This window comes from Ruminococcus sp. D54t1_190329_F1 (genome assembly GCF_015551645.1).
In the GTDB taxonomy this organism is placed as follows: Bacteria; Bacillota; Clostridia; order Lachnospirales; family Lachnospiraceae; genus Blautia_A; species Blautia_A faecis.
Genome location: NZ_JADNDC010000012.1, coordinates 20781 through 36412 on the forward strand (window position 1 = coordinate 20781; position 15632 = coordinate 36412).

Below are 15632 nucleotides of genomic sequence, written 5' to 3' on the forward strand. Positions count from 1 at the left end.
AAATGGTAGGAAAATCTCTGAAAAAATGGTGGCCGGTATTTGTTCTGCCAACATTGGCTGCATTTATTATCGGTTTCTTATGGCCGTTTATCTGGGGTATTTATCTTTCATTTTGTAAATTTTCAACTGTAAAAGATGTAGTCTGGGTTGGACTTTCCAACTACCAGAAAATTTTTATCGGCGGTGACTTCAGTCATGCATTCTGGCTGACCGTTGTATTCGCATTTGTTTCCAGTATTCTGATCAATGTGCTGGCATTTTCCATTGCACTGGCTTTGACAAAAGGATTCAAAGGAACAAACGTGTTCCGTACTGTATTCTTCATGCCGAACCTGATCGGTGGTATTGTACTTGGTTATATCTGGCAGACACTGTTAAACGGTCTGCTTTCCATGTGGGGACAGCCTCTTCTGAAGTTGTCTGCAACAAATGGTTTTATTGGAATGATCATTCTGTTGTTATGGCAGCAGATTGGATATATGATGATCATTTATGTGGCTGGTCTTAATAACGTATCTCCGGATCTGATTGAGGCCGCACAGATTGATGGCGCAACCGCAACACAGATCCTGTTTAAAATCAAGATTCCGATGATCATGCCATCTGTTACAATTTGTACATTCCTTACTCTTACAAACGGATTCAAGATGTTCGACCAGAACCTTTCCCTTACAGGCGGAGATCCTGGAAAACAGTCACAGTTACTGGCACTGAACATTTACGATACATTCTACGGACGAAGTGGTCCTGCATGGAAGGGGATCGGTCAGGCAAAAGCAGTTGTATTCTTTGTACTGGTTGTTGCGATCGCATTGATCCAGCTTCGTGCAACATCATCTAAGGAGGTGCAGGCATAATGGCAGATAAGAAAAAAAGTATTATCCCAACTATAATTCTTTCTATAATTTCAATTATCTGGATCTACCCGATTGTTATGATCCTGTTTAACTCCTTAAAAGTGGAGTCCGCAATTACTACATCTGGTGTTTTCCAGTTTCCTACATCTGAGACCTGGAACGGAATCCAGAACTTTATAGCCAGCGTCACACAGATGGATTTCCTGAAATCCTTCTGGTACAGCCTTGTGATCTCAGTTATGTCTGTTGTTTTGATTCTGCTTTGTTGCTCTATGTGCGCATGGTACATTGTACGTGTAAACGGCTTGCTTTCCAAGGTTCTGTATTACCTTTGCGTATTCAGTATGGTTGTTCCTTTCCAGATGGTTATGTTTACCCTGGCAAAAACAGCAGATACTTTGAAACTGAATAATCCATACACCATTTGCATTGTTTACCTTGGATTTGGTGCCGGACTTGCAGTATTTATGTTTACCGGTTTTGTAAAAGGAAGCCCGCTGGAAATTGAGGAAGCTGCCATGATTGATGGATGCAGTCCTCTGCAGGTTTTCTTTAAGATCTTGATTCCGATTTTGAAACCAACCATTATCTCTACTGCAATTCTGGAGCTGATGTGGGTATGGAACGATTATCTTCTTCCAACACTGGTTCTGGATATTAAGAAGTATAAAACAATTCCAATGGCAATCCAGTATTTCCGTGGAAGCTATGGTCATGTGCAGATGGGACCGATGATGGCAAGTATTATGATCGACATTATCCCGATTATTGTTGTATATCTGGTTTGCCAGAAATATATTATCGAGGGAGTTGTTGCAGGTGCAGTTAAGGGTTGATTTCTTTGGGTAAAAGAACGGTTTTTACCTGAGAAATTTGGAGATTATTCCCTTTTCAATATGATACCAGAATGTTAAAATAAAGATAGTTCTTTGCAGAGATGCGAGGGGCTATCTTTATCTTTATATAAGATTTCATGTGCGCCAGACAGAAAAAATGGGGCGAAGCAACAGGCGATATGAAATTTCTGGCTTTTCTGACAGACGGACATAAATGACAGTTGGAAGAGTTGTCCCGGTGTTAAATATAATAAAAGATCGGAGTACCAATATGTACAGAGTTTTGATAACAGACGATGAGAAAATTGAGCGGGAGGGAATTAAATTCCTTCTGGCACAGGAAGAGGGAGAATACGAGATCCATGAGGCTGCCAATGGCAGGCAGGCACTGAATGTATTGCGAAGTGAAGAGATTGATTTTCTTTTAACAGACATAAAAATGCCTCATATGGACGGTCTGGAGCTGGCTAGCAAGGTCAGAGAAGAGTATCCCAATCTTCCAATTGTAATTTTTAGTGGATACAGTGATTTCGCTTTTGCCCAGGAAGCTATGCGTTACGGAGTGAAGGATTACGTGCTGAAGCCGGTTGATCCGGATACATTTCATACAACTATCGGGAAAGTAAAAGCAGAGCTTCAAAGTATCCGGTCCAAGAAGCAGAAGGAAGAGAAAGGGAAGAATTTTCTTCTTCAGTATTTTCTTCAGACTTACCTGTATTCCGGAAATGAAGAAGTGTTGAAAAAAGCTGGGGAGATTTTAGATGAATCTAACTGGGAGCAGTGGCACTGTGCGATTCTTATCGAATCAGATAAGGCATTTTTTGACAATGTTCCAGATAATATTGATGAGGAACTGATGCAGGGATTGCACCGGAATTTCTTTTACCTGAATCTGAATACCAGACAGTCTGTGCTGTTTTTTTCTGATGTGTACTGCGATTATCAGCTGGTTGCCAAGCATTTATATGACATTTTGAAGCAGAATTACTCTGCAAGTTTTCACCTTGCAGTGAGCAGCCGGTTTGAAGGGCATGAGGCGCTGCCTGAAATTATGTCCCAGTTGGAGCAGACCATGGAGGAGAAATTTTATCATCCAGATGTGCATGTGTTTAATAATGAGGCCTCTGACAGCCAGCCGGTGAATGCGGAGACACAGGATTCCCGTCTGATGGAGAAGATTTCCGAAGACATTTCCCGCAAAGATGTGGAGCAGCTGAAGAAGCATTTTGAGTGTCTGGTGAAGAAATATGAGAATGATACCCGTTTCTCTGCCATGTATGTGAAATTTGTTTTTTCCAATGTGATCCAGGAGCTTTTTCAGGAAAATCAGTTCTCTGAGGAGCGGAAGCTGGATCATGAGGTAGAGCGGCTGTACAGTTGTACCAATCTGAAGCAGATCCTTGCAATCACCCAGGAGAATATTAAGGAGTACGAGGAGTTTCTGGAGCGTTCCATGAGTGATTCCAGAGATGAAGTTGCTTCTGTGAAGAATTATATTTACCAGCACTATGCGGAGGATTTAAGTCTTGAGACATTGGCGGAGAAGGTGTATTTGTCTTCTGGCTATCTCAGCTTTATTTTTAAAAAAGAGACTGGTATGAACCTGAACCGCTTTATACGTGTGGTTCGGATGGAAAAGGCGAAGGAGCTTTTGTGTAATTCTAATATGAAGGTGGCACAGGTCAGTGAACAGGTAGGAATCCCCAATGTTTCTTATTTCTGCAGAAGTTTCAGGGAATATTATGGAAGCAGCCCGGAGTCCTATCGGAAAGGAACCGGTGAAGAGGATGAAAATACCGGCAGTCATAAAGAATAAATTTGAGAATATGAAATATCGTCATAAGCTGACTATTCTTCTTGTGACAGCCAGCCTGGTTCCCATGATCCTGCTTGTATTGTATAGCCATGGCCGCATGAGCAGTCTGCTCCGGGAAAAAGAAATGGAGGATATGTCTTCCATTCTGGAACAGACCGGAGAGGGAATCGACAGCCAGATAGAAGTTTTTTCCAGTCTTCTGAATTATCTCACTTATTCCCCGGATATTGAGGATCTGATCACGGAGAAAAATATGGATAATTATCAAGCGTATATAAAATATACAGAAGTAGCAGATCCTCTTTTGTCTGTACCAAAGTCTTATCATGATGCCATTATACAGATCCAGTTGTTTGCAGAAAGCATTAAAGTGCGCCATGAGTATACACTTGTGCCTTTGTCAGAGGTGGATAAGGAGTGGTGGTATGACAAACTGGAAGAGGATGTGTCTGTGCAGTGGGTGGTGGACAGCCAGATACCGGAGATTGCAGCTGTAAGGCGGATTTATACTGGCAGAGAGCAGACAGCAGTTCTTTGCGTTACACTGGATTATAATAAGATTTTTCAGCCCTTTGAAAAGATTATTTCTGCAGAATCCGGGGGCATGATCCTGGATAAAGGGGGAAATGTTCTGTTTCAGAAGGAAATGCTGGGTGAAAAGGAAGAAAAGGATTCGGGAGAGGCTGTCTCCAGGGAGTTTCTGGAGTCCGGGCAGGGAGATTATGCTTTTGTAAACCGGAAGAACGCGGCTTGCGGATGGATTTTTTATCTGTATAAGCTGCAATCAGCAGTGGACAGCTCTGTGTCAGGAATCCTGGTCAGCGAGATTCCCCTGATTGCGGCCTGTGTAGCCATAATTCTGGTGTTGGGACTTTCTTTTTCCAGACTTTTTACCAGAAAGATTGAGGAGCTTACCGATAACATGAACCGGGTAAACCAGGGGAGCCGTGAGGTTACGGTGGACAGCAATGCTGGAGATGAAATTGGCCTTCTGGTGCGCAGCTTCCGAAGCATGATGGACGAGATCAATCGTCTGATCCATGAGGTTTATGAGAATAAGATTGCGTTGAAAGAGTTTGAACTGAAGGCACTGACTGCCCAGATCAACCCTCATTTTTTGTATAACTCCCTGTCTGTTATCAACTGGATGGCTATTCGAAGCAATCAGAGGGAAATCAGTAAGGTTACTTTGTCCTTATCTATGTTCTACCGGACTGCTTTGAGTAAGGGGCAGGATATGGTAACTGTGGATAACTGTATTCAGAATATTAAGGCGTATCTGGATATCCAGCTGGTGATGCATGACAATGATTTTCAGGTGATCTGGGACATTGACCCGGAGGTGAAAGGAGATATTGTGCCTAAATTGCTGCTGCAGCCTGTTGTGGAGAATGCATTGGAGCATGGGCTGGACATGAAAGAAGAAGGAGAGAAGATTCTGAAACTGTTTTTTGTAAAGGACGGTGAGGATGTGCTTCTTGCTGTGGAGGATAATGGACCAGGAATGGAACAGGAAGAGGCAGATAAGCTGGTAACTTACAAGGCTTCCGGATATGGTCTTAAAAATGTCAATGACAGAATGCAGCTTCTTTATGGGATGGAGTATGGAATCAAGGTGTTTAGCCAGATCAATCAAGGCACCAGGGTGGAAATGAGAATTCCAAGAGAAAAAGCGGATGAGGAGGCTGTGGCAGCCGGAGAGTTTTCTGCGAAAAAGTTTTTGCAGGAGCCGGAAGAAGACACAGAGGACACAACAGGAAAGAAAGGTGGAAAAAGTGAAGAAAAAAAATAGAATTCTGGTATTGGGACTGACTTTTTCCATGTTGATTTCGTCTGGTTCATTGACAGGCTGTGATAGCGCAGCTGGAAATATGGGAAAAGAGACAACGGGTGTGGAATACGAAGAAGCAGATTATGAGCTTTCTGAGGAATCATGCAGTGATTCCGGAATTGATGCAGCTGACCCAGGCACTGTAGACAACGAGACGGAAAAGACAGCAGAAAACAGAACGGATGCAGAGAAAAGTACAGAAACAGAAGAATCCCAGACAGATAATTCTACAGATAGCGGATTGTGGAAAAAAGCTTCCACAACTCCGTATGGAAAGTACCCGGAGCTTGTGACTTATACTTTAGGACAGATGAGCGGTGCCAATAATTCCAATCTTCCAGCAGGAAATACCTACGAAGACAGCGCTTATACCAGATATCTGAAAGAGATTCTGAACGTGCAGAATGAAAATGCCTATATGGAGCGGGAGGATCGCTACGACGAGTATGTGAATGTGCTGGTAAATGATCACACTTTGCCGGATGTACTGGTGGTTTCAGACAGGGAGACTTTAAATGTTCTTGTGGAAAATGACATGGTGGAGGATCTGACTGAGGTTTATGCAAACTGTACCTCCCCGAGAATCAAGGCCATGTATAACAGCTATGGTCCCCAGCTTCTCGGTGCAGGAACCTTTGATGGTAAGCTGATGGCGCTTCCGGAAGCAGTAATCGACCACGGTCCCTGTCTTTTGTGGATGAGAAAGGACTGGATGGATCAGCTGGGGCTTGCAGAGCCAGAGACTCTGGAAGAGGCTATGGATATTATCCAGGTTTTTCAGGAAAACAGGATGGGAGCAGAGGAAGGGGAAGATCCTGTGGGACTTGTGTGTGATACCAATTTTGTGTCTACTACCAGTCAGAATTATTCGGTGGAACCTGTTTTTGAAAAATTTTATTCTTATCCAAGAAGATGGATCAAGGACAAAGATGGGGAAATTGTCTATGGTTCTTTGACAGAGGAGACCAGATCTGCCGTTGCTTATTTGCGTGAGCTATATGAAAGAGGAATACTGGATCAGAACTTTGCCCTGCGTGCTCAGAATAATCTCCGTGATCTGGTAGTGGAAGGTAAATGCGGTGCGTTTTTTGGACTTTGGTGGGCACCGAATAATCCGCTTATGGATGTGGCTGAGAATGATCCGGAAGCAGACTGGGAGCCTTATTACCTTACTGCTGAATACCAGGAAAAAGATAACGTTTATGCTTCTTTTCGGGACAACAAATATGTGGTTGTGAGAAAGGGTTACGAACATCCGGAAATTGTAATGAAAATTATCAGTGTTCTGTTTGATTACAGCCGGTTTGAAGATGAGGAAAATGCGGATGAGATCAACAGCTATTTTGCTTTGAATGTGGACCCTACAGCCAGACCGCTGGTTATTAATGTGGATTATAATGAGGCAATTTATAATGTTACGAAGGATATCAGGAGAGTAATGTCCGGCAAGCAGAAGGCAAGTAATTTAAGCGCACTGGAGAAGTCTTACTATGATGCCTGTATGAAGTATTTGAGCGGGAAAAATGTAACTGTAGAGGACTGGGCTGCGTACAAGTCCAGAATTTCAGCAGTGGGCGTGCTGGTTGACGGCCATTATAGTTCGGTGCGCAGAACATATCTGGTTGATTCGGATGGAGAGATTCCCAACATGCTTGCTTCCCTGGAGAAAAATGCCTTTATTCAGATGATCATGGGAGAGCAGCCCATGGATTACTTTGATACCTTTGTGGAAGAGTGGTATAACCAGGGGGGAAGGGAACTGACCGAGAAGATCAGAGAGGAGAATTCGTAATTTATGCGAGAAGAATTATTTAAGAATTGTACCTTATGCCCCCGGAAGTGTAATGTGAATCGTCTGGAGGGCAAAAGAGGATATTGTGGCATGGACAGTACTATAAGGGCTGCCCGTGCCGCTCTTCATATGTGGGAGGAACCTTGTATTTCAGGAAAAAAAGGATCAGGGGCTGTTTTTTTCTCTGGCTGCGGCTTGCGGTGCTGTTTCTGCCAGAACCGGGATATTGCCATTGGGGATTCCGGAAAAGAAATTTCAGTGGAGCGGCTTGCTGAAATTTTTCTGGAATTGCAGGAAAAAGGGGCGGCAAATCTGAATCTGGTCACTGGGGCGCATTATGTGCCGCATATTATTTTGGCGTTGGAGCTGGCCAGAGGAAAGGGAATGAATCTTCCAGTCGTGTACAATTCCAGTGGGTATGAGAGCGTGGAAACTATCCGGAGACTGGATGGCTATGTGGATGTATATCTGCCAGATATGAAATATATGGAGCCTGAATTGGCTGCTGCTTTTTCCAACGCAAGGGATTATCCGCAGGCGGCGCAGAGTGCAATTGCCGAAATGATGCGTCAGACCGGTCCCTGTCAGTTTGCGGAGGATGGATATATAAAACGCGGGACAATTGTTCGTCATCTGATTTTGCCAGGGCATACCAAAAATTCTATTGCAGTATTGAAATATCTGTACCGGACTTATGGGGAGGATATTTTTATCAGCGTAATGAACCAATATACGCCTGTCTGGAAGAATGAGAAATTTCCGGAACTGAATCGGAAAGTGACCAGACGAGAGTATGAAAAGGTGTTGGACGCTGCCATTGAGCTTGGAATCGAAAATGGCTATTTTCAGGAAGGGGAGACCGCGGAGGAAAGTTTTATACCGGCGTTTGATTATGAAGGGGTATGAAAGAAAAAGTATTATGCACGAATCCGATGATATAGTTCCAGAGGATATTTGTGGTGACTTTGAAGTTGAGTAAACGAACAATTGGTATGGGGAGAAAAAGCCTGCTGACTACTGTTTTGAAGCTGCCCAGCAATTGCCGGGCAGTATTAGAGCGTGTTTAAAAAAGGTTTTCTGTGAGATGTGTATTGCTGTTACGGTTATCTTTATGACCAGCAGCATATGCTATTTTGCTTCAGGTGCACAGCTTGCAGTGCAGGGATTGTCAAAGCCTGGATTGAAAGCGTAGAAGTTTTTAGCATCCAATTGTTCCTGGATGGAGCGAAGTGCTTCACCAAATCGCTGGAAATGTACCACTTCCCTTGCACGCAGGAAACGGATAGGATCAGCAACTTCCGGGATATTTCGTACTACACGGAGAATATTGTCATAAGTGGAGCGTGCTTTCTGTTCTGCTGCAAGGTCTTCAAATAAATCCGTGATCGGATCACCTTTACTCTGGAATTCGCAGGCATTAAAGGGAACACCCCCTGCTGCCTGTGGCCACACGCCAACTGTGTGGTCAATATAATATGGTCCCAGCCCGGAATTCTCAATTTCTTCCATAGTGAGGTCACGGGTAAGCTGGTGAACCATGGTGGAAACCATCTCCAGATGCGCCAGTTCTTCAGTACCGATATCATTAAGCACAGCTGCAGAGGTTCGGTTCGGCATGGTAAAGCGCTGGGAGAGATAGCGCATAGAAGCACCGATTTCTCCATCCGGGCCACCATACTGGCTCATAATGAACTGAGCCAGCTTCGCATTTGGCGTTTTGATATTGATTGGATACTGTAATCTTTTTTCATAATTCCACATAAACTGTCACGCTCCTTCCTTTTCCCATGGAAATGGCTGCTGAGACCATTTCCATGCATTTTCACTGCTTACAGCTGCATTGTCGATGGTCAGAGGACCGTATTTCTCAGCATATTCGGCCATCAGCTGGTTGCGACGGTCAGAAATATCGGAAAAATAGCGCAATGCTTTTTGATCCTCAGGGTGAGTATCCAGATAAAGAAGCATGTCATTGACAGCGAAACTAACCTCATTGATCTGCTGTAAAAAAGAGCATCTTGGGGAAGGCTGCTTTCTCATCATCTTCGAATACCTCTCTTTCCACAGAATGGTTTACAAAGCTGTGGGAAAATAGTGCCCACAGACAAGGCATAATCAAGATCATAGGCTGAAGTGAAATTCTGATATGGTACATAGGCCATTGCTGGTGCTAGGTGTTTCAGGTGCTCATACATATTATCTGTTTTTGATGAAACTGGTTTAGCGCAAGGGCAGTTTGGTGTTTGGGAAATTGACGGATTGTATGAAGACTTCACAGGTATGAAATCACCGGAATTTTTATATGGTCTGGTACAGTCTGAGGACTCACAATTCATTTCGCTGCAAGAAGTCTGTCGCCGCATTTGCGACAGTGGAGCGGGAGAGAAATTCATCATCCCGCAGGTTCTATTATAAGGGCGGCAGCCCGAACGGTTCATCTGATAATTTTCCATAAACAGATCCTTTCCTTATTCCGTAAGGTCTTTCCCTTTATTCTATGTAAAAATATATAAATGTGTTTATATAAGAGAATGTAATAGTTACGTATACTGTTGGTGGTGCAGTGAAAAGAACTGATGGTATTTTTTATTATGGCTTTGGTTTTAAGAGATACACATGCACAAAATAAATCAGTGATGGAATCAGAAATACAAGATTTACACCGCCTGCCAGGAATTCAGGAACATTGCCTGTTCCTTGAAATGTAAATCCAAGGAAAAGGTACAGTGCTCCAGCTAAAGTACTTAACATCCAGTTCTCCCAGCCCAGCCAGCCAAGAAGCCCAGCCAGAATCAGGGAAAATTCCCGATAATACTGCATATAAGTATCCGAAGAAAATGGAAAAACATTTCTTAGAAGATAACATCCAAATAGGATTCCAAGAATATTCATTGCTCTCATTATTTCAAAAATCAGACTTGTACTCTTTAACATAGAGCAGTTGTCCCATAGCTTTACATCTAATTTATTGGCTGCGCTGATAGCTGCCTTGGTGAAAGTGCCATTTGTCATAACGATGCAGCGGTCGCAGTCATAGTATTTGCCCCCGGCATAGACCTCTTGCACTGCTTTATTCCCAACTGGATAAGAATAATATTTGCATTGAACTGCATATTTTGAAAAATGTTTGTAGGCAATGATGTCAACACCCTGGTCACCACTTTTTTTGGTAACTTCTACATGGTGAAATCCCTTTCGGCGCAGCATCCGGGCGCATTTATATTCAAATTTGTGTCCATTCATCTGGTAAAATCCCTTATTTTGAGTTATTGTTTCGTTTTTTTATACAAAAACAGCAGAAATCGTTTCATGATTTTTTCAAAAGTCTTTCACACTTTTATCACATTTGTTTCGTATATTATTAACTGTAGAAAGCACCAAGTCTTTCTTAATTTAATATTTTTCTTTTTCATACGCGCCGGTGCGAAAGCACCGGCCTCCTTCCATTTCTGGGGAAAATATCCTGTTTATAAAGTTAATGGCGAAAGCCAAATTCGGGAAAATGAAATAAAAGTATATTTATAGAGATAAAGTCATTGTACTACATATGAAATAAAAAGTAAACACCTGTTCGAACAACACGTTGCTGTTCACTCCGTTCACAGTAACGCGCTTCGCGATGCACAGAAATCACGCATTCGCATGATTTCGCGCCGCACTTCCCGGGCTTTTTGTGAACAAAGTTCACAGTTAACTTCAAACACACTCTAAGATTTACTGTAAGAAAATGACTATTTCCAAAAACATACAGTAGTGCTATAATAGCAGTGTTTAGAATGTTAGGAGCAGACTCACTTTTTGTCTGTGACCTGACATTTTCCTATTATTTATATATTTGGAGGAGTTATGCAAATTATAATTGTCGGGTGTGGAAAAGTTGGACGTACACTTGCAGAGCAGCTTCAGGAAGAGGATACTGATATAACTCTGATCGATATCAATCCGGACAGGATTAATGAGATTATAGATGAAGTAGATGCTATGGGCGTTGTTGGAAATGGAGCAAGTATCAATACTCTTATGGAAGCGGGAATTGAGAACGCAGACATTCTTATCGCAGTTACTGTATCAGATGAGATGAACCTTCTATGCTGTCTGATCGCCCAGAAGACTGGTCACTGCCACACAATTGCCCGTGTGCGTAATCCGATTTACAGTAAGGAGATCGGTTTTATCAAGGAGCGTCTGGGTGTAACCATGATCATCAACCCGGAACTGGCAGCAGCACAGGAAATTTCAAAACTTCTGCGTTTTCCATCCGCCATAAAGATTGATACTTTTGCCAGAGGCAAGGTAGAACTTCTGAAATTTAAAGTAATGCCTGAATTTGAACTGGATGGAAAGAGCATTCAGCAGATTACGGAGCACTTTCGCTGCGATATTCTTTTCTGCGCTATTGAGGGAAAAGATTATACTACCATTCCAGGCGGTACCAATGTGATCCGGAATGGAGATGTGATTTCTATTCTTGCTACCCCGCAAAATGCAGCAGCTTTCTTTAAAAAGATTGGCTTGAAGACCCATCAGGTAAAGAACACCGTGATCGTAGGAGGCGGAACTATTTCTTATTATCTTGCCAAGGCCCTGCTTGCCATGAAGATCAAAGTCAAGGTAATTGAGAAAGATAAGAACCGCTGTGAGTTCCTAAGCGAAGAACTTACAGATGCTACGATTATTAACGGTGACGGCACAGACCGTTCCCTTCTTCTGGAAGAGGGGCTGGAAAGTGCTGAGTCCTTTGTAACTTTGACTAATATGGACGAGGAGAATATTTTCCTTTCCCTTTTCGCAAAGACTATTTCGAATGCCAAGCTGGTTGCCAAGGTAAACAGACTTGCCTATGACGATATTATTGACAGTCTGGACATCGGAAGTGTTATTTACCCGAAATACATTACTGCAGATTATATTTTGCAGTATGTAAGAGCAACTCAGAATTCCATTGGAAGTAATGTGGAGACCTTGTATCACATTCTGGATGGAAAGGCAGAAGCCCTGGAATTTAAGATCTGTGATAATTCACCTATTGTAGGAAGGACATTGTCCGAACTGAATCTGAAGAAGAATCTTCTGGTTGGATGTCTTTACCGGGATGGCAGTGTGCGCATTCCCCGTGGACATGATGCACTGGAAATTGGAGACAGAGTTGTAATTGTTACCACGAACAGAGGTCTTCGTGATATCAACGATATACTTGCAAAGTAAAGGAGTCCGGACATGAATTATTCCATGATATCTTATATTCTTGGCTGGATCTTCAATTTTGAAGCGGCATTTATGATTTTGCCAGGAATAACAGCAATCATTTACCGGGAAAAAAATGGTCTGGCATTTCTGATCACGATGCTGATCTGCCTGACAATCGGAATTCCGCTTACCAGGAGAAAAAGAAAAAGCAAAGTATTCCATGCCAAAGAGGGTGCTGTTACAGTTGCTCTCAGCTGGCTGGTACTCAGTATTGCAGGAGCCCTTCCTTTTATTATTTCAGGAAGTATTCCCCATCCTATAGATGCAATATTTGAGACTGTTTCCGGTTTTACCACGACTGGAGCCAGTATTTTGAGTGATGTGGAGGCTCTGTCTCACTGTATGCTGATCTGGAGAAGCTTTACCCACTGGATTGGCGGAATGGGAGTACTGGTATTTATTCTCTGCCTGCTGCCTCTTACCGGTGGATACCACATGAATCTGATGAAAGCAGAGAGCCCGGGACCGTCTGTCAGCAAATTGGTGCCGAAGGTACAGTCCACAGCCAAGATTTTGTATACCATATACATTATTCTGACTATTGTGGAGATCATTTTCCTTCTCATTGGAAAAATGCCTCTGTTTGATACATTGTGCCTTAGTTTTGGTACCGCAGGTACCGGTGGTTTTGGTATCAAAAATGACAGTATTGCAAGCTACAGCACGTATAATCAGGTGGTGATTACGGTCTTTATGATTCTTTTTGGAATCAACTTTAATGCCTATTATCTGCTTCTGACGAAGAAAGTAATGCAGGCAGCCAAGAATGAAGAGGTACGTTACTATCTGGGGATTATTGGCTTGGCCATTGTAGCTATCGCTATTAATACAAGAGAAATGTTCACAAGCTTTGGAAGAGCTTTCCAGCAGGCTGCTTTCCAGGTGGGATCCATCATTACGACTACTGGATATGCTACCACAGATTTCAATGTGTGGCCGGTATTTTCTAAGACTATTCTGGTTATCCTTATGTTTGTGGGAGCCTGTGCAGGAAGTACAGGCGGCGGTATCAAGGTATCCCGTCTTCTGATCCTGTGTAAATCTGCACGCAAGGAACTGCAGCTGTATCTGCACCCAAATGCAGTGAAGAAGATCAAGATGGATGATAAGGCGATTCCCCATGAGGTGGTGCGAGCTACAAACATGTTCCTGTTTGTGTACATTATGATTTTTGTTACTTCACTGTTGATTATAAGTCTGGACAATCTGGATATGGTTTCCAATTTCACCGCGATCGCAGCCACTTTGAATAATATAGGACCTGGGCTTGGAGCTGTGGGACCTACCGGGAACTTTAATACGTATTCTTATATTTCCAAGGGTGTTATGATCTTTGATATGCTGGCAGGAAGGCTTGAAGTATTCCCGCTGTTACTTTTGTTTAAGAGAGATACCTGGAGAAAGTTCTGAAAACTGACAAATAAAAAACTCCTCAAATTAACACGCTCTAAAGAATGTTAATTTGAGGAGTCTTTATTTGCGTAAGCAACGAGCAGGAGCCTGTCTGGTCTTACTTGTCCATAGTATATGGCTCATCTGCCGGATATCCTCCTGCCGCTTTCTGCATTCCACGCGGCAGTGCATCCTTGGAAGTACGCCAGTCCGCATCTTTATTGCGGTAATCAAACTTATCGCAGAACCAGTCCAGATCATCAGAAAGCCTTTGCATATTCTGCTCCATCATTGGGAAAAGGATAGCGTAAAAGGCTTTTTTCTCTTTATCAGATAAAGCACTTTCAGCTGTTTCAACAAGATCTCCGAAATGGGGAATGCAAAATCCCTTACAGGTTTCAAAAAGCGGGAGAAATTCCTGATTTTTTTTTAACAGTTCGAAAAAAGTATCCAGATATCTTGCATAGGTATCTTTATAAAAATTGCAGATATAGCAGGTATCTTCCTGTTCTTTTACCCATACGCCAAGAGAAGTCTTCGGTGCATCTGTATCTGTGTTTCCTTTCTTAAATCTGGAAAAAACGGAAGCCCTGGAAGGGGCGAAAATCCTGATTTGTTCATGAAGCTCTTTTGTTTTGTACTGAAAATGGGTTTTCAGGATCAGCCCTGCACCCAGACGGTTTCCGTAGTCATACATTTTCTTATAGTGGGTACGGCAAAAGCCCATTTTATCAGTTTCTGCCCGTACATCGTCTTCCATATAAGATGCGCCGGCACCTAAAACGAAATCCATGGCATGCTGTTCCAGCTGGCGCTCCACAAAACAGAAAGGGCATTCGTCCTCTGCTTTAAAAGCATCCATCAGGGGAATGGTATATAATTTTTCTTTCATCTGTAAGGTCTCCTTCAGGATTTTAATGTATAAGTCTATAATTTTTCAATATCTGCTCCATGGATAAATGCCTGCAAAATACAGTCTATCGTCCGATGAAGATAAGGACGGTATTCAGCAAGACAGACTGGCTGGGAGTGAAGAATACAGCTGTAACTTGTGGAACTTACCAGTTCAATAATGGTAAAAAGAAGCAGCTCTGGGGAATCATACTGTACATCAGATTGATCCAGAAGATTGAGATATTCCTGGAAAAATGGAAAATCATCGTCATCTGCCTGTTCCTGAAACGCATCCTTAAAAACTCCCCAGGACAGATTCTTGGAAATAAAGCCAAGCAGATTACTCTCAGTTTCCAGCCTGTCCAGAATATTATCTACAATAAAATGAAGCTGTGCAGTGAAACCGGTAATGTGGGAGGCTTCCAGAGCATCATGCGCCTCGGAAAAAAGTTCGCCGGCTTTGTGAGAGATCAGCTTATTTCGAATATCATATTTATCTTTAAAATAGAGGTAAAAAGTTCCTTTGGCAACTCCTGCATTTTCCACAATATCGGAAATGGTTGTCTTGGCAAGCCCTTTAGTGGTAAAGAGTTCAAAGGCAGTGTTGTACAGAGCACTTTTCTTCCTTTTTTTATTTAACTCCAGTTTTCCCATGCCAGTTCCTCCTAAGCTTATGTCCGTCAGACATTCTATAAATAAAAGTTTACTGTCTCTTCCAGCAGCAATAAAAGCCGATTGTTACAATTACAGCTTCACTATCTGAACTTTTCTTGATAATTATAGTGGTTTATTTCTATTTTAAACAAAAATGACCAAAAGTCAATATCAAAACAGGAAAAGATTTGGGTAAAAAGCAGATATTGACTACTGGTCAGTTTTGTTGTATAACTTTCATAGGCTAAGAGATGACTAACTGATGTCGGGAAAACAGATACGCTGCAGGACAGCGGGAGGAGTTTGCAGACGT

General features: G+C 42.6%; 14 protein-coding genes. 8 read left to right on the forward strand and 6 right to left on the reverse strand.

Features of this window, described 5'->3' with window-relative positions; genetic code table 11:
• Positions 1-2: 2 nt before the first annotated feature.
• The 6 genes from I2D69_RS07185 (at position 3) to I2D69_RS07210 (ending at position 8038) form a co-directional block, all read left to right on the forward strand.
• Complete coding sequence (locus I2D69_RS07185) at positions 3-857, forward strand: sugar ABC transporter permease (RefSeq protein WP_118581588.1); 855 nt, start codon at positions 3-5, stop codon at positions 855-857.
• Positions 857-1693 carry a carbohydrate ABC transporter permease gene (locus I2D69_RS07190; RefSeq protein ID WP_118581591.1) on the forward strand — a complete coding sequence of 279 codons (837 nt, stop codon included), beginning with the start codon at positions 857-859 and terminating at the stop codon, positions 1691-1693. Before I2D69_RS07185 ends, I2D69_RS07190 begins: the two co-directional genes overlap by 1 nt.
• 271 nt (positions 1694-1964) lie before the next feature.
• Entirely contained in the window at positions 1965-3509 is a 1545-nt protein-coding gene (locus I2D69_RS07195) for a response regulator (RefSeq protein ID WP_118581742.1), read from the forward strand.
• Positions 3400-5301, forward strand: a complete 1902-nt coding sequence (locus I2D69_RS07200; RefSeq protein WP_243243777.1) for a sensor histidine kinase — start codon at positions 3400-3402, stop codon at positions 5299-5301. The genes I2D69_RS07195 and I2D69_RS07200 overlap by 110 nt, the downstream gene beginning before the upstream one ends.
• Positions 5285-7132, forward strand: a complete 1848-nt coding sequence (locus I2D69_RS07205; RefSeq protein WP_195379666.1) for a sugar ABC transporter substrate-binding protein — start codon at positions 5285-5287, stop codon at positions 7130-7132. Before I2D69_RS07200 ends, I2D69_RS07205 begins: the two co-directional genes overlap by 17 nt.
• A gap of 3 nt (positions 7133-7135) precedes the next feature.
• Positions 7136-8038 (forward strand): radical SAM protein, encoded by a 903-nt coding sequence (locus I2D69_RS07210; protein WP_173770002.1) that lies wholly within the window; start codon positions 7136-7138, stop codon positions 8036-8038.
• Positions 8039-8260: 222 nt separating this feature from the next.
• Here the strand turns inward: I2D69_RS07210 and I2D69_RS07215 are convergent, their stop codons facing one another.
• The 4 genes from I2D69_RS07215 to I2D69_RS07230 all read right to left on the reverse strand — a co-directional run bounded on the left by I2D69_RS07215 (position 8261) and on the right by I2D69_RS07230 (position 10375).
• Positions 8261-8893, reverse strand: a complete 633-nt coding sequence (locus I2D69_RS07215) for a manganese catalase family protein (protein WP_195379667.1) — start codon at positions 8891-8893, stop codon at positions 8261-8263.
• 6 nt (positions 8894-8899) lie between these two features.
• A complete protein-coding gene (locus I2D69_RS07220; RefSeq protein WP_148462539.1) occupies positions 8900-9175 on the reverse strand; it encodes a spore coat protein CotJB in 276 nt (91 codons plus the stop codon).
• Entirely contained in the window at positions 9172-9585 is a 414-nt protein-coding gene (locus tag I2D69_RS20900; RefSeq protein WP_330604902.1) for a spore coat associated protein CotJA, read from the reverse strand. The genes I2D69_RS07220 and I2D69_RS20900 overlap by 4 nt, the downstream gene beginning before the upstream one ends.
• A gap of 136 nt (positions 9586-9721) precedes the next feature.
• Positions 9722-10375: a restriction endonuclease gene (locus I2D69_RS07230; RefSeq protein ID WP_148462538.1), complete on the reverse strand. Its 654-nt coding sequence runs from the start codon at positions 10373-10375 to the stop codon at positions 9722-9724.
• A 603-nt stretch (positions 10376-10978) separates the two neighbouring features.
• Between I2D69_RS07230 and trkA the strand changes: the two genes are divergently transcribed.
• Together trkA and I2D69_RS07240 are read left to right on the forward strand one after the other, a co-directional pair.
• Positions 10979-12337 carry a Trk system potassium transporter TrkA gene (trkA, locus tag I2D69_RS07235; RefSeq protein ID WP_195379668.1) on the forward strand — a complete coding sequence of 453 codons (1359 nt, stop codon included), beginning with the start codon at positions 10979-10981 and terminating at the stop codon, positions 12335-12337.
• 12 nt (positions 12338-12349) lie between these two features.
• A complete protein-coding gene (locus I2D69_RS07240; protein WP_195379669.1) occupies positions 12350-13789 on the forward strand; it encodes a TrkH family potassium uptake protein in 1440 nt (479 codons plus the stop codon).
• Positions 13790-13889: 100 nt separating this feature from the next.
• On the opposite strand, the gene I2D69_RS07245 is transcribed toward I2D69_RS07240, so the two are convergent.
• Positions 13890-14663: a DUF6062 family protein gene (locus tag I2D69_RS07245; RefSeq protein WP_187565764.1), complete on the reverse strand. Its 774-nt coding sequence runs from the start codon at positions 14661-14663 to the stop codon at positions 13890-13892.
• A gap of 35 nt (positions 14664-14698) precedes the next feature.
• Positions 14699-15319, reverse strand: coding sequence for a TetR/AcrR family transcriptional regulator (locus tag I2D69_RS07250; protein ID WP_195379670.1), 621 nt, complete (start codon positions 15317-15319; stop codon positions 14699-14701).
• Positions 15320-15632 lie beyond the last annotated feature (313 nt).

What these genes read in the sequence shown, in the direction of transcription:
- I2D69_RS07240 (WP_195379669.1), top strand. Translation starts at nt 12,350, where the DNA reads ATGAATTATTCCATGATATCTTATATTCTTGGCTGGATCTTCAATTTT.
- I2D69_RS07245 (WP_187565764.1), bottom strand. Translation starts at nt 14,663, where the DNA reads ATGAAAGAAAAATTATATACCATTCCCCTGATGGATGCTTTTAAAGCA.
- I2D69_RS07215 (WP_195379667.1), bottom strand. Translation starts at nt 8,893, where the DNA reads ATGTGGAATTATGAAAAAAGATTACAGTATCCAATCAATATCAAAACG.
- I2D69_RS07195 (WP_118581742.1), top strand. Translation starts at nt 1,965, where the DNA reads ATGTACAGAGTTTTGATAACAGACGATGAGAAAATTGAGCGGGAGGGA.
- I2D69_RS07190 (WP_118581591.1), top strand. Translation starts at nt 857, where the DNA reads ATGGCAGATAAGAAAAAAAGTATTATCCCAACTATAATTCTTTCTATA.
- I2D69_RS07250 (WP_195379670.1), bottom strand. Translation starts at nt 15,319, where the DNA reads ATGGGAAAACTGGAGTTAAATAAAAAAAGGAAGAAAAGTGCTCTGTAC.
- I2D69_RS07185 (WP_118581588.1), top strand. Translation starts at nt 3, where the DNA reads ATGGTAGGAAAATCTCTGAAAAAATGGTGGCCGGTATTTGTTCTGCCA.
- I2D69_RS20900 (WP_330604902.1), bottom strand. Translation starts at nt 9,585, where the DNA reads ATGGAAAATTATCAGATGAACCGTTCGGGCTGCCGCCCTTATAATAGA.
- I2D69_RS07230 (WP_148462538.1), bottom strand. Translation starts at nt 10,375, where the DNA reads ATGAATGGACACAAATTTGAATATAAATGCGCCCGGATGCTGCGCCGA.
- trkA (WP_195379668.1), top strand. Translation starts at nt 10,979, where the DNA reads ATGCAAATTATAATTGTCGGGTGTGGAAAAGTTGGACGTACACTTGCA.
- I2D69_RS07200 (WP_243243777.1), top strand. Translation starts at nt 3,400, where the DNA reads ATGTTTCTTATTTCTGCAGAAGTTTCAGGGAATATTATGGAAGCAGCC.
- I2D69_RS07220 (WP_148462539.1), bottom strand. Translation starts at nt 9,175, where the DNA reads ATGATGAGAAAGCAGCCTTCCCCAAGATGCTCTTTTTTACAGCAGATC.
- I2D69_RS07210 (WP_173770002.1), top strand. Translation starts at nt 7,136, where the DNA reads ATGCGAGAAGAATTATTTAAGAATTGTACCTTATGCCCCCGGAAGTGT.